Below are 13,187 nucleotides of genomic sequence, written 5' to 3' on the forward strand. Positions count from 1 at the left end.
GTTATACGCCAGGACGACAAAGTTCAGAACGAGCACTATACTTTCCTCCACTCTAGGAGGTGGCATGAAAACTCTTGCCGATTTATATCAATCGTCCAAAAATAAATATGGGGAAAGACCTGCGTTTCTGACTAAAAATTCTTCGGGGGAATTCGACTCGGTAGGATTTTCGGAATTGTACGAGTTAGGATTACAACTCGGGACCGCACTTATAGAATTGGAATTTCCGTATAAGGGACATGCTGCCGTTCTTTCAGATAACCGTTTAGAATGGATTATCACCGATTATGCGATTGTGATGGCGGGTGGGGCAGACGTTCCGAGAGGAACGGATGTTACAGATTCGGATCTCAACCATATTCTTCCCCATAGCGGGTCCACGATCGTATTTGCAGAAAACGATTCGGTCCTTAAAAAACTTTATCAAAACCAAAGCGCCATCCAGAACGTAAATACAATTATTCTAATAGACAAAAATGCGAAGGGTTCGGGCAAAGAACTTAGATTTTGGGATCTAGTCCAAAGGGGAAAAGAACTAAGAGATAAAGGCAACCGAGAAATGGAAAAAAGGATTTCTCAGATCCAGGAGGAAGATCTTTTTACTTTGATCTACACCGCCGGAACAACGGGTCGTCCTAAAGGAGTTCCTTTAACTCATAAAAATATCATGTCTCAGATCAATCGGATTCCGATCAAACTGTCTGCGGGAGAGAGGATACTTTCTATTCTTCCAGTTTGGCATAGTTTTGAAAGGATGTTCGAGATGGTATGTATCTATTTCGGAGCGGGTACGTATTATTCTTCCGTGAGAACGCTGAAAGAAGATCTAAAAAAAGTAAAACCTACGTTTATGGCTTCCGCACCGAGGCTTTGGGAAAGTGTATATCAAGGGATATATGCGACTATCGCTAAGTCTTCGAGTATAAAACAGAGTCTATTTCATGCGGCACTATTCTTCTCTTCGAATATTCAATCCGCGAAACGTTGGCTAGGTTTTCGAGAATTGGATCTGACCGGAAGAAATTCACTGATTTCTTTCTTCGTGGGAATATTCAAACTTCTACAATATATTTTGAATATACTGCCGGCTACTCTTTTGGATCTGATCGTTCTGAGTAAGATCCGACAAGCTACGGGCGGAGAATTGAAGGGGACTGTTTCCGGAGGAGGAGCTCTTCCTATCCATGTGGATAAATTTTTTAACGCGATAGGTATCCAGGTTTTAGAAGGATACGGCCTCACCGAAACTTCTCCCGTGATATCAGTTCGTATCTTGGATGAAGCAGTGATCGGAACGGTAGGGCCTCTGTATAAGGGAACTTCTCTCCGTGTTGTAGATCCGAATACTTCCAAGATACTCTGGACTACGGAAGAGGGAGGGCCTAAAGGATATGGAATCAAGGGAGAGATCCATGTAAAAGGGGATCAGGTCATGTCCGGATATTATCATGATGAGGAAAATACTCGTAAGGTGATGATCGACGGATGGTTCAATACCGGAGACCTAGGAATGATGACTTACAATAATTGTTTGAAAATTGTAGGTAGAACAAAAGAAACCATCGTTCTTCTCGGAGGGGAAAATGTGGAGCCTGTTCCGATCGAAAATATTCTGAGCCAGTCCGAATTCATATTACAATGTATGGTGATCGGTCAGGATCAAAAGTATCTTTCCGCATTGATCGTTCCGAATCCTGAATTTTTCCCGGATTTTAAACCGGGAGTTGGATTCAGCTCGGCGGAAGAGGAAAAAAAATGTGCAGTAAAGATCCAAGGAGTGATCAAAAGTGCCATCTCTGCTACGAACGGTTTTAAGTCTTTTGAAAGAGTAGTGGACTTTAGATTATTACCTAAACCTTTTGAGACCGGAGACGAACTTACGGCAAAACTTTCCGTAAAACGTCACGTAGTGACTGATAAATATGCGGGACTTATCGCCGATATATATTCCGGTAAAAAAGAAGAAGTTCTAAGATAGGATATTCTGTCGCTCACTCTAGGAGTTCCTACAGTGGTGAAAGAGCTGCCCCTACCCAATCCTCGCGACCCGTAGGAAGCGAGGATTCCCGAAGGGTAGCTGAGTATAGCGAAGCTAAAGTTTGAATCAAACAAGTTGTATCGTATTCGGCACCTAGCTTTGGGTGGCGAGGAGTGGCTCGTGGGAGCGCTTCGCCCCTATATCATATATTTTTAATTTGTGGAACCAATTTTTTAAACGAAATTTTGTTGGAATTCCAACAAACAGTGAATTATTTATAATGTAGATACTTCTACAATCCCAACTGGTTCCTCTTTAGATCTTAAAAAGTGAACGTGTTCGCCAGGACCACTCCCATAAAATCTTTCACCACTTCTGCTACCTCATCTAATTTTATGGATTCTTGGTCCACGATCCTTTGACCTACAGTCCCTAAAATAATACTGATTAGAAGTCTGTTTAAGTTCGGATTCGTAATTCCTAAATGTTTTGTGATGATGGTTACGTATTCTTTCATCGCTTCTGCGATCAGTTGTTTTTCTTCTTCATGATTTTTTAATCTAGAAACGTCGCAGATGATATAAAGAAGATTTTGGAAATAGGTCTCTCTGTCCTTTACCATCGTGAAGAGCGCTTCTACTCTTTTTTCGATGGTTTGGTTATCTTCTCCTTTGGAATAGACCTGTAGTTCTTCGATGTCCTTATTCAGTACGAATTTTACAAGTTCCTTAAATATATCTTCCTTCGTGGAAAAGTAGTGGTAAAGGGTTCCGGTGGAAACATCTAATTCTGTGGCAATCTCTCTCATGGAAACAGCCGAATACCCTCGCCTGGCCAAAATATCCACACATTTAGAGAGAATCTCAGCTTTGTATTTTTCGTGGTTTACGATTTTGGGCATTTCCTTCTGTCCTGAAGAGTGTTTTCTATTTTTTCGTTTTCGCTAGTTCTAAGGTTCCTTGGAGAAGGAAAGGGGATCATCCCCATCTTCTTTTGAGGAGCAAGTTAATTATTTTATTTGTTCGAAAAAAGAATGCAAGTGTTTTTTCCAGTTTGGGTCTAGGTGACCTAAGATCCTTTCCTTTTGTTCTTCCGCATCTTTCCGCCCTGTTTCAAATGCATACCTTACTAGGTTCGGGTTCGTATAATCAAATCCCTGTTCAATAAATGGTCCCCCCGGGGAAACAAGCAAGGTATCCGATAGGACGGAAGCGGATTTTCCAACTAAGGTTGTAGGTTCGTAAAATACTCCTATCTTCGGCAGTTCAGGGGAGAAGTCTTCCAGTAAAAGATTATTGGTTAATCCGCCATCCAGATAATAATTCCCATTAAAACTTTGTAGAGGCAAAACCGGGAAAGCCGAGCAGGAATTCATTACGATCTGGGTGGTCGTTTCCGGATCGGTTAGGTCCTTCTCCGTAAAAACTTTTTCTCTCCATCCCCAGTCTTTCATTCTTTTTAATACTTCGAAAGGTTGTTCTCCCTTTCTTCTTAAGGTTTCATCCTTAAAATAGGCGCGGATAACGGAAGCTGCCTTAGCAAAAAGTATCCTTTGTATCGGTTGGCCTTTTTTGTTTTTGTCCAGACTTTCTTTCGGGATTTCCACAGTATGGATCCTGATCCTTGCGGCTTTTGAGATGAGTTTGGAAAATCTGAGGCAATATTCTACGGTTCGTCTTGCTATACCATGATGAGGGAAGGGAGCGCTGATCCTAAGAAGTCTATTCCAATAAAAGTTTTTAGGATTTCGTTTGGTCAGTTCTTGGAAATAATTCGAACTGTCTTCTTCCGTTTCGGATAAGGTGCTGATGGCCATGGCGGCTCCCGCACTGACCCCAGATACTTCTTTAATTTTTATACCCCAGGTCCTTAGTGTATATGCAAAGCCGAGTCCATAAAACGCTTTAATCCCGCCGCCTGCGATTGCAAGTGCGATCTCCTTTTTGATCCCAAGTTCTTGCCATGCGGTCCGGATGCCGTTTTTCAGTTTAGTTTCGAGGAAAATGAAGGGGTTCATTTTCCTACATATTGGTTGTGTCACCAAATCATGGCAATTTTAATTTGCTCGAATCCAATTTCTTTACAAGATCGGAATATACTAGGAGATCCACCTTGGCGAATCAAAAAGATTTAGAAGATATGCAGAAAGAATGGGAGAAGTTTTCGAAGGCCGCACCGGGTTTAAAGGTACCTCCTCCCGCTTTCAAAGAATTATCCGGGGAATTTGTTTCTTATGTGCGTAAGAAGGAGATGGTCTGTAGTTTTTACGTGGAACCTCGATTCTCCAATCCGATGGGAGTTTTCCAAGGCGGATTTTTAGCGGCAGCATTCGACAATACCTTCGGTCCGTTATGCTATTTGGCCGCCGGCAAACCTACCACCACTTTGGAATTAAGTGTTAGTTATATTCGAATGGTAAAAGAGAACCAAAGGATCACTGTACATGCAAAGGTTGTCGCCAGAGGAAACCAACATATTTATTTAGAAGGAGAGTCCTTCGATGAGGAGGGCAAACTTCTTGCAAAATCGACGACTCAGGTTTTGATCTTAAGAATTCCGAGTGGGGTTGCTTGAGATTTACGTTTCCGGAATAGAAGGGGGAGAAGGTACTTCCCCTTTCGGTTCCGTGATCCTCTCTAGGGGGAGTTTTTTTACGTGTTCCGCCATTTCTTTTAAGATGTTCGCAGTGATATCTTTCATAATATCGCCGATCACTTCCGTTTCTAAAACTTCCGCGATCATTCTTCCGATATCTTCTCCTAATTTATGAGAGATCTGCGACATGAAAGGTATCTTGGATAATTCTTCCAATAAAAACTTAGATTGTAAGGATTCGTTTACCTTGGAATTTAGTTGATCATTATGTTTAGAAATGGCCTCTTTTGCGAGCTGACTATAATCCAGTCTTAGCATCACTTCTTCCACTCTTGCCAATGAATGTAAAAATACGGCATCCGCGATCGTATCTACGATCACATCCCTGAATCTGAATGTGATCTCGCGAGTTAGAACTTCGCTAACGTTCTGGCCCGATGTCCCGAACCTATAGAATGCAATCGCAAGTTTAACTCCTCTTAAAAGTAAAAACGGCCTCAGGAAAAATAGAGGGATGATACCAATGAGTTCGTACCAGTTGGTTCTCAAATATTTTTTGATGTCTTTTTTTTGACGAATTTTGATCCAAACTTCTATTCCCCATAAAAATATGACGAATAAGTCGAACGCTAGAATATAAGCGGGAATGTCCTTGTGGATGAATTCTTTGTAAGAGTTTACGAATAGTAGAAAGAATACGTCGATTGCGGCCAAACCTAAAAGAAAATAATCTTTTGCAGTACCTGGCAAAACACTTCTCCAATATTTTACCCTTTGTATGAAGTTTCGGATTTTAGAGGATTTTGCCGGTTGGGAATTTGCTTCCGCCATGAGCCATTGTCCGATTCGGTTCGGTGTTTACAAGTTTTTCCAAAACATACATTCTGGTCACTAGTTTTAAAGGGATGCATTTAGTCGTAGACGGTTTCAACCTGATTTACAAAATTCCTGAATTGGAAGAGTATATGTATTCCAATCGATTGAGGGATGCCAGAGTCGGCCTCTTGCGGATTTTGGAATCTTATTCTTCTAAATTGAAAAGTTCTAAGGTCCATGTTTTCTTCGATGGTAAAAAAGAAAAAGGGAACGAGACCAAAGAAGATTCATACGGAAAAATACACGTTTATTTCAGCCAGGACAGAAAGGCGGACGATTTGATCAAGGAATATATCAAGTTTGCTCCAAGGCCTGCGGATCTATTTGTTGTGACTTCCGATCAGGAAATTTTGGCTTTTGCAAAAAGACTAGGAACAAAACCTATACTATCCGAAGAGTTCGTAAAAAAAATAGAAAGCGCCTTAGCGGAAAAACCGACTCGGGAAGAAAAGGACTCCGGTGCAAAACTTTCTCCGGGAGAGATTCTCTACTGGAAGGAACTATTCAAGAAGGGAAAGTAAAAGAGTGCTCTACAATTCGATCTTATTTTTCGTTTTTTTCTCCGTCATATATTCAATCTATTGGCTTCTTCCGGAAAAGAGAAGATCCGATTTTTTACTCATTTCCAGTGCGATCTTTTACGTAATCGCTTCTTCTACCATCTTAAATGGGCTCTATTTCTTTTTTCATTTCTTAATTATCGTTTTATTCAATTATTTCGCATATTTTAAGATCAGGACTTCCGCAAAACCGAAGGTTTGGATGATCTTTGCCGTTCTTTTAAACGCGATTAATCTAGGATTCTTTAAATATTTTTACTTTATGAACAGGATACTTTTTGATCTTACTAAGTATCCGTTTTTTGACGAAGTTCCTCGAATATTGCAGATCTCTCTTCCTTTAGCGGTGAGTTTTTACAGCTTTCAAATGATTGCTGCGGCTGTGGATGCCTATCGCAAACCGGAAGGTGATGTGATCGGATTGAAACAATATCTTAGTTTTGTAATATTCTTTCCGGTTTTGATTGTAGGGCCGATTTTAAGGACTAAGGATTATTTCGTAAATATCGGACATTTGAGCCCAGATAAGGATAAGGTTATTCGCGCCTCTTATCTGATGATCTCAGGTTTGATCAAAAAATTACTGATCGCGGACCCTGTGGCCGGAGTGATCGCTCCAGTGTTTTCGAATCCAGGACAGTACGATAATCTATCCTTGGTCTTAGCTGCTTTCGGATATGCAATCCAAGTATATTGTGATTTTTCGGGTCTTACGGATATGGCAAGAGGAGTCGGTCTATATTTCGGATTTGAACTTCCTGAAAACTTTAATGCACCTTTGTTTTCTCCTTCCGGAAGAGAATTATGGCAGAGATGGCACATGACTCTTTCTTTTTGGCTTAGGGATTATATTTATTTTCCTTTGGGTGGAAGTAAAAAAGGAGAATGGCGGACCTACCTCAATCTGATCATCACTATGACGGTGGGCGGGGTATGGCATGGCGCAGACTATACGTTTATAGCATGGGGATTCTATTGGGGAGTCATTCTCGCTTTCGAAAGGTTTTTAGTAGGCAAGTTCGGTTGGAACGACGAAGATTCCAAAAGTAAAATTCTGAACTTCTTGAGGATACAATTCGTATTCTGTTTATTCTCATTCAGCGCGATCTTATTTAGGGCAAACTCAGCAACTAAGATGCTTCAACACGTTGTGGGACTTGTTACGAATACTCCTAATTATTTATCCGCTTCTTTACAATCCTTAGGCTTTGGCTGGATAGAAAATTCTATTTCCCTGGTCACCGGACCTTCTCCTTTTATTTTAGAATCCATGAAGAATATTGAAAAGATCGGATATTCTTATTTGGGATTTATCGTTTTCCATTGGATCCAATCCAGAAAGGACTTATTGTTGAAATGGGGAAGAGGAAAGGATTGGCTACTTGTGGCCTGCGGGGTAGGGACGGTATTTGCCATCGCATTATTATCGGAGGATTCCGGAGCCTGTATCTATTGTCAATTTTAGGCGATTAAATCACTATGAAAAAGAATACATTCTTACTTCTTCCTCTGCTTGTTCTTTTGATTTCCTTGGGCTTGGATCGACTGTTCACCTTAGAGTTTTTTCAATATTATTATTCCAATACGTTATCTCATTTGAATTTTATCAGCAAAGAGGATCTATATTCGGATCTGAAAGAGTATCTGAAGAAAGACCCGGCTACACGTAAAAAAACTTTGGTGTTTTTCGGAAATTCCAGGGCGCTTCTGCTTCCTACGAAAGAATTGGAAAAAAAACATCCGGACTGGGTGCTTTATAATTTTTCTGTTCCGGGAGGATCTCCGGATTATTTTTTATACTGGGTGGAAAGATTTCATTCGGACGGCACAAGACCGGATTTTATTCTTCTGGACCAATCATTAGAAATATATAATAAAACTCCCGTTCTCGCATTGGACGAAGTCTTGATTTATGGCCTTTCCCCAGAGTTTATACTCAGGCATTGGACCAGGTATTCCAGAGAAGAATTATCGGTTTTTATCTCCAAGAATCTATTTCATACTTATAGAGATAGACCTAAACTCTGGCGGGTTTTGGAAAGAATGCAAAACTCCTCCGCTTTAGCCAAAGTGTATCAAACAGCGGTCCAAAAAGTGTTGACTATGCTTAAAGAAGAAAGGGGAAGCACTCCTAGAGAGCTTGTTAAACAGAAACATACGGATGAACAGCTTGTAAAGGTATCCGAAACGGATTTTTCCTCCTATTTAAAACCGTATACCTTTCATTCGAATATGTTCGAAATGCAGAAAGATTCCATCAGTATATTAAAAGAAAACAATATACCTTACGCGACTATCTGGGTGAAGGTGGCTCGTCCATATTTTAATCTATATATGACTAGGAAAGTGGAAACTTCCGAAGGTCTCAAAACTCCCATGGAAGTCTGGAAACCTATTGTGGAGAAGTTTAATCAAGAGACGGGGACGCCTTTCTGGAATATGAACGAGGATCCGAATTATAATTGTGAGGAATTTGCGGATCCAGGTCATATGTCCCCGAATTGTTTCCCCGTCTTCGGAGATTATATCTTTAGAAAGTTAGAAGAAACGTTTCCAAAGATTCATACGAAATAAGAAACAATTTCCGGTAGGATTTCTCCCGCCTTTCCTTGTAGGAATAGGTCCGCGTATCTGCTATAGCCGCTTGGATCGAGATTTATCTCTATCACAAAAGCTCCGTTTTCTTTTGCAATCCTGGCAAGTTCTACGGGAATTCCTACAGCGCCGGAAGAACCGATCACTAAAGCGAGTTCCGATCTTTCTGCAAGAGACACAGCTTGGTTTAATAGTTCCGTATCATAACTTTCTCCGAACCATAGAACATCCGGTCTTACCAAGTTTCCGCAGTTTGCACATTCTATAGAAATTTTCAGTTTAGAAAGATCCGAATCATAAAAGTGAGCGCAGCTGATACATCTATTCCTAAAAATATTTCCGTGGATTTCCATGACCTTTTCGGAGCCTGACTTTTTATGAAGGCCGTCCACGTTTTGGGTGATTAGGTAAAAATCGGATCTTTTCTTTTCCAATTCTGCCAATGCAAAATGAGCAGGATTCGGAGACTTAGTAGAGATTAATTCCATTCTCCAGAGATACCATTCCCAAACGAGTTTCGGATCTTTACGAAATGCTTGAGGAGTTGCAAGGTCCTCCGCCCTATATTGTTTCCAAAGACCTTCTTTTCCTCTGAATGTAGGAACTCCGCTTTCCGCTGAAATTCCTGCCCCCGTGAGCGCTAGAATATTCTTGGAATTCTTAAATCTGTTTTTTAGCTGCGGCGATATTTGCATTTTATGCAGGAAGTTGTAAGTTTTTTTCCACTTCTTTTCTTTTTTCGACCCCGGAGAGAAGTTCCACAATTTTTAAAGAGAATTCGAATGCGGAGCCGGGACCGATACTAGTTAGAATTTTATCGGAAAGTTCTAATCTGCTTCCCGTATATTTTTCATTGGAGGGTACACTTCCGGGGAAGGCGGTAAATTTTTGGTCCTGAAGAATGTTGTGGGTTAAAAGAACGTTCGGTGCCGCACAGATAGCACCGATCCATCTGTCTTCCTTTTTAAATTTTTTTAATATTTCCGAAACTAAAGGATCCGCATTCAGATTTTTAGTTCCTTGGTTTCCTCCAGGCAAAACAATCATATCAAAATTAGAAGGATCGATTTCGGACAAAAGTGAATCTGAAACTAATTTTATTCCTCTGGAAGCTAAGATTATATTCGAGGAAATTCCGGCAGAGACAACCTCAATCCCGGCTCTTCTAAGCACGTCCACCACGATGACTGCTTCCATTTCTTCCATTCCGTCCGCAAAAGGAACGAGCACCTTAGGCATATTTTTCTCCGATCGATTGGGTTGGTTTAGAAGGTAGTGGACCTTCTCTTTATTGTCCGCATTTGCAGGCTTCAGTATCCTTGAAACTTGTCAAGGACAGGCTATCATTATATTGGGATCCTTGGAGAAGAAATCAATAAAAACTTTATCTATTTAGTTCCGCTTTCTTGGACCAAGTCAGATTGGAATTCAGGAAATAATTTGAGACCATAGCTGTCAGGATGGAAAGAATATCCGCGCTGAATTTTAAAGTAAGCTCGGAGACTCCACTCCATTGTTTGAAAATGGAATAATAGATAAAATGGAATGCTGACATTTGAACAAGTAGCCCTACCATACTTACGGAATGAAATATTAGAAATCCAATTCCTAAATTTTTGCCTGAATACCTTCTTTCATAAAATGTAAAGTAATTGTTCAAGAAGAAGTTGGATAGGATAGAAAGTTCTATACCGAAAAATACCGAAAGTGAAAAAGGATCCAAAAAGAATATCCCGGTTCGTACTTCCGGAAATTTACATAATTCGCCGATAAAAAACCCGATTAAGTTTACAAGCACTCCGCTTGCACCTACAAGTGAATAGAGTAAGAAGGTGGGGGAGATCCATTTTCCGAAACGAATGTCCAAGATTGCCAAAAAGAAATTTTTGATTACCGAATTGTTTAACTTTGTTTCTCCGTATATTCTTGTTTGGAAAGTATATGGGATCTCTTCAATTTTCAGTTTTTCCTTACTTCTTCCCAAAAATTCCAGAAGGATCTTAAAACCTCTCGGGTTGATAGAGTTTTTAGTTTCAGAGTACACGGAACGTTTGATCCCGAAGTAACCGCTCATAGGGTCTGAAACAGGAAGACCTAAAAGACCTTTTGCTAAAAAATTCGCAAATCTGCTGATACCAATTCTAGCCAAAGACCATTTCCCCGTAGATCCTCCTTTGGCATATCTGGTCCCGAGACAGACATCCACATTTCTTTCATAAAAAGAACGGATCATCTCCGGAAGTATCTTTTCGTCGTGTTGCAGGTCGGAATCCATTACCACAAAAACTTCTCCTTCGGCAGCGCCCATTCCGGTTAAAACAGCGGAGGAGAGACCTTTTCCGGTCAACCTGCGGATTACTTTGAGTTGAGGTATTTTCTTTTGAAGATGTTCTGCGACTTCCCAGGTATGATCCGGACTGTCATCATCCACTACGATAATTTCATGACGATAATCGGATAGGGAGCGAGTAATTCTATCCGCTGCAATCGGTAGGTTTTTGCTTTCGTTGTATGTAGGAAGTATAACTGAAATAGATGGCCGCATGAAACCAAATTTCTACAAGCAAGTTTCGAATTCAATATTTTAAGTAATTAATTGATTACATACTAAATACAAATAAATTTCCAGACCAAAGTATTTAGAAAACGTAAATGATTTCGACCAAATTCTATTCTTTCTCGAACTAGGTATGCACTCGGATGAAGTAAAAATTTGTATTCTACTTCGGTCGAAAATATATCGGGAATGCTCCATGTTTGAGGAGATATTTAACCGCTTGACTTTTGAAAGTGGAACGGATTTGATCTCGGGTCGAAAATCATCAGATAGGCAACAATATGACTCCCACCTTTAGAATGTTAGGTATTGCTAGTTTCTTTTATTTAGGCATTTTCGATCTCGGAACGAATATCATTTTGGAACAAGTTTTAGATCCTTCCTACCGAACAAAAAACCAACTGGAAGCGAGTTCTTGTAATCCTCCTGGAACTTATGAATTTTTTCCAGGAACAGGTTATTATCCGAGCGGTTCTAGCGAGGTTTATACCTGGCAAACACCAGACGGAGTTTCGTTCGAAGGTTTTGAAACGTACGCGGATGGAACGGTGATAGAAGTAAGTTCTAATAAGGCTTTGCAATCGCATATTGAAGTTACTTCCGGAAGTCTGCTATCCAAACATCTTTCGGGTGGGCTTTATAAGAGGGCGAAAACGGAAGATTACAATTTTAGGATGTTGATCCAAGGTTTACATAATGGTTCTCGGGTAAAATGGACGGATCAAGCCGTTGAGGCGAGGTTTTATATAGATTCTTGGCAGGAAGCAACGGACAATTGGCAGGGGATTCATTTATTCACGAGATACAGGACAGAAAATGATTTGTATGTGGCATCTCTCCGAAGTGATGGGACCGTTTATTTTAAGAAAAAACTCTGCGGGACTTACACAACCTTGGCAACCGGAACCCTAAAGGATCAGGCAGGAAATCCAAAATCTTTTCAAACAAAACGATGGTATAAGCTGACCTTAGTTGCGATTGGGAACCATATTGACTTTTACGTGGATAATGTTCTGCAATTGTCCGTTACGGATGGGACCTTTAGCTGGGGAACATCCGGACTCCGGACAGATTATGCAAATGTCTATCTGGACGATCTGATTTTGTATGATGATTTGAGCGATTTTTGAAGAATGTAGGCACTTCGACGAGTTAAAAAAGTAGACTTCCATACGACAAAGGAGCCGTCCATTTGTCTGCAGTCTCGGAATCTAAGCTTTTTATATCCAGAAAAGGCTGCAGAGTAACTTTGTTCCGATCTAAGTCAACTTCCGATAATAGGTATTATGTCGCATTAGATTCGGCGTCTGGTGATATCGTGAACCAAGGCTATCATTCCGTAGATCCGGTTCTTTCCAAAAACAATTTGGAACCACGCAGGAAGGACGTTTTCCATGATGACTTTGACTCTTTTGCCTAGCAGATTAACTGTGTTTGAAAGTTTCGATGTTTCGGCATTTGAGGACCAAAAACTGCTATTTAAGAAAACCTATCTGCATGAGGTTCGGTCTTGGCTCTGGCTACCTTTGGTTTTCTTTTTTTGGGCAGGAGAAGATCAGAAAGAAGGACAGTATTACTATAAAGATGTGCTCTCGAATATTATCGCGAAAAAAAAAGAACTGAAAAAATGTCCTAGGTAAAACGTCTAGTTTTTTTAAAGTTTTAGGACATAATCCCGACTTCTCCGCAGCTCTACATCGAACGTTAAGAAAGACCGGGACCTACTAAGGAAGGATTAATACCCTTGCCAAAGAGAGATGGTAACGATCGTTTTTCCGTTATCGGATTTGTTATCACATTGGCATTTGATTTTAGCGGATTGGCTATAATAACCTTGTCCGAGTGAGAATCCTGGGGCCGGCTTACAGCTTTTATACAATCCCCCATCTACCAAACGGTTACAAGCTGCTTGGATTGCTGCTTCAATGTCCCCACTTTGTGAGCTGATTGTGCCTGGAATTGCTAAGAAGACCGCAACGGCTAATGCGGAAGCGGAGATAAATAGAAACTTTTTCATGGTAATGTC

The 13,187-nt window shown here is 40.5% G+C and carries 14 protein-coding genes; 7 read left to right on the forward strand and 7 right to left on the reverse strand.

Annotated elements, in window-relative coordinates:
• The first annotated feature begins 64 nt into the window (after positions 1 to 64).
• Positions 65 to 1,978, forward strand: coding sequence for a long-chain fatty acid--CoA ligase (locus LEP1GSC192_RS19125; protein WP_020771560.1), 1,914 nt, complete (start codon positions 65 to 67; stop codon positions 1,976 to 1,978).
• A gap of 322 nt (positions 1,979 to 2,300) precedes the next feature.
• Here LEP1GSC192_RS19125 and LEP1GSC192_RS19130 read toward each other — a convergent pair whose 3' ends face one another.
• Both LEP1GSC192_RS19130 and LEP1GSC192_RS19135 read right to left on the reverse strand, forming a co-directional pair.
• Positions 2,301 to 2,879: a TetR/AcrR family transcriptional regulator gene (locus LEP1GSC192_RS19130; RefSeq protein ID WP_020771550.1), complete on the reverse strand. Its 579-nt coding sequence runs from the start codon at positions 2,877 to 2,879 to the stop codon at positions 2,301 to 2,303.
• 108 nt (positions 2,880 to 2,987) lie between these two features.
• A complete protein-coding gene (locus LEP1GSC192_RS19135) occupies positions 2,988 to 3,995 on the reverse strand; it encodes a patatin-like phospholipase family protein (RefSeq protein ID WP_020771615.1) in 1,008 nt (335 codons plus the stop codon).
• Between the two features lie 95 nt (positions 3,996 to 4,090).
• Between LEP1GSC192_RS19135 and LEP1GSC192_RS19140 the strand changes: the two genes are divergently transcribed.
• The gene (locus LEP1GSC192_RS19140) at positions 4,091 to 4,552 is read left to right on the forward strand and encodes a PaaI family thioesterase (RefSeq protein WP_020771580.1); all 462 of its coding nucleotides are present in this window, start codon (positions 4,091 to 4,093) and stop codon (positions 4,550 to 4,552) included.
• A 3-nt stretch (positions 4,553 to 4,555) separates the two neighbouring features.
• Here the strand turns inward: LEP1GSC192_RS19140 and LEP1GSC192_RS19145 are convergent, their stop codons facing one another.
• The gene (locus LEP1GSC192_RS19145; RefSeq protein WP_020771668.1) at positions 4,556 to 5,404 is read right to left on the reverse strand and encodes a hypothetical protein; all 849 of its coding nucleotides are present in this window, start codon (positions 5,402 to 5,404) and stop codon (positions 4,556 to 4,558) included.
• Between the two features lie 74 nt (positions 5,405 to 5,478).
• Between LEP1GSC192_RS19145 and LEP1GSC192_RS19150 the strand changes: the two genes are divergently transcribed.
• From LEP1GSC192_RS19150 to LEP1GSC192_RS19160, 3 genes are read left to right on the forward strand one after another with little or no spacing between them, the layout of a single operon-like run.
• Positions 5,479 to 5,970 (forward strand): NYN domain-containing protein, encoded by a 492-nt coding sequence (locus tag LEP1GSC192_RS19150; protein ID WP_020771628.1) that lies wholly within the window; start codon positions 5,479 to 5,481, stop codon positions 5,968 to 5,970.
• 4 nt (positions 5,971 to 5,974) lie between these two features.
• Positions 5,975 to 7,474 (forward strand): MBOAT family protein, encoded by a 1,500-nt coding sequence (locus LEP1GSC192_RS19155; RefSeq protein ID WP_020771562.1) that lies wholly within the window; start codon positions 5,975 to 5,977, stop codon positions 7,472 to 7,474.
• Positions 7,475 to 7,488: 14 nt separating this feature from the next.
• Entirely contained in the window at positions 7,489 to 8,583 is a 1,095-nt protein-coding gene (locus LEP1GSC192_RS19160) for a DUF1574 domain-containing protein (protein ID WP_020771641.1), read from the forward strand.
• Here the strand turns inward: LEP1GSC192_RS19160 and LEP1GSC192_RS19165 are convergent.
• The 3 genes from LEP1GSC192_RS19165 to LEP1GSC192_RS19175 all read right to left on the reverse strand — a co-directional run bounded on the left by LEP1GSC192_RS19165 (position 8,571) and on the right by LEP1GSC192_RS19175 (position 11,149).
• Positions 8,571 to 9,299, reverse strand: a complete 729-nt coding sequence (locus LEP1GSC192_RS19165; RefSeq protein WP_020771621.1) for an NAD-dependent deacylase — start codon at positions 9,297 to 9,299, stop codon at positions 8,571 to 8,573. The two genes, LEP1GSC192_RS19160 and LEP1GSC192_RS19165, sit on opposite strands and share 13 nt — an antisense overlap.
• A 1-nt stretch (position 9,300) precedes the next feature.
• Positions 9,301 to 9,843, reverse strand: coding sequence for a DJ-1 family glyoxalase III (locus LEP1GSC192_RS19170; RefSeq protein WP_020771599.1), 543 nt, complete (start codon positions 9,841 to 9,843; stop codon positions 9,301 to 9,303).
• A gap of 145 nt (positions 9,844 to 9,988) precedes the next feature.
• Positions 9,989 to 11,149, reverse strand: a complete 1,161-nt coding sequence (locus LEP1GSC192_RS19175) for a glycosyltransferase family 2 protein (RefSeq protein WP_020771651.1) — start codon at positions 11,147 to 11,149, stop codon at positions 9,989 to 9,991.
• 293 nt (positions 11,150 to 11,442) lie between these two features.
• Between LEP1GSC192_RS19175 and LEP1GSC192_RS19180 the strand changes: the two genes are divergently transcribed.
• Together LEP1GSC192_RS19180 and LEP1GSC192_RS19190 are read left to right on the forward strand one after the other, a co-directional pair.
• Positions 11,443 to 12,291 (forward strand): hypothetical protein, encoded by an 849-nt coding sequence (locus LEP1GSC192_RS19180; RefSeq protein ID WP_020771563.1) that lies wholly within the window; start codon positions 11,443 to 11,445, stop codon positions 12,289 to 12,291.
• A 264-nt stretch (positions 12,292 to 12,555) separates the two neighbouring features.
• Entirely contained in the window at positions 12,556 to 12,801 is a 246-nt protein-coding gene (locus tag LEP1GSC192_RS19190) for a hypothetical protein (protein ID WP_020771595.1), read from the forward strand.
• A 95-nt stretch (positions 12,802 to 12,896) separates the two neighbouring features.
• On the opposite strand, the gene LEP1GSC192_RS19195 is transcribed toward LEP1GSC192_RS19190, so the two are convergent.
• On the reverse strand, positions 12,897 to 13,178 hold the full coding sequence (locus tag LEP1GSC192_RS19195; protein ID WP_020771569.1) for a hypothetical protein: 282 nt from the start codon (positions 13,176 to 13,178) through the stop codon (positions 12,897 to 12,899).
• Between the last annotated feature and the right edge of the window lie 9 nt (positions 13,179 to 13,187).

The sequence above is a fragment of the Leptospira sp. B5-022 genome, from assembly GCF_000347035.1.
GTDB lineage: Bacteria > Spirochaetota > Leptospiria > Leptospirales > Leptospiraceae > Leptospira_B > Leptospira_B cinconiae.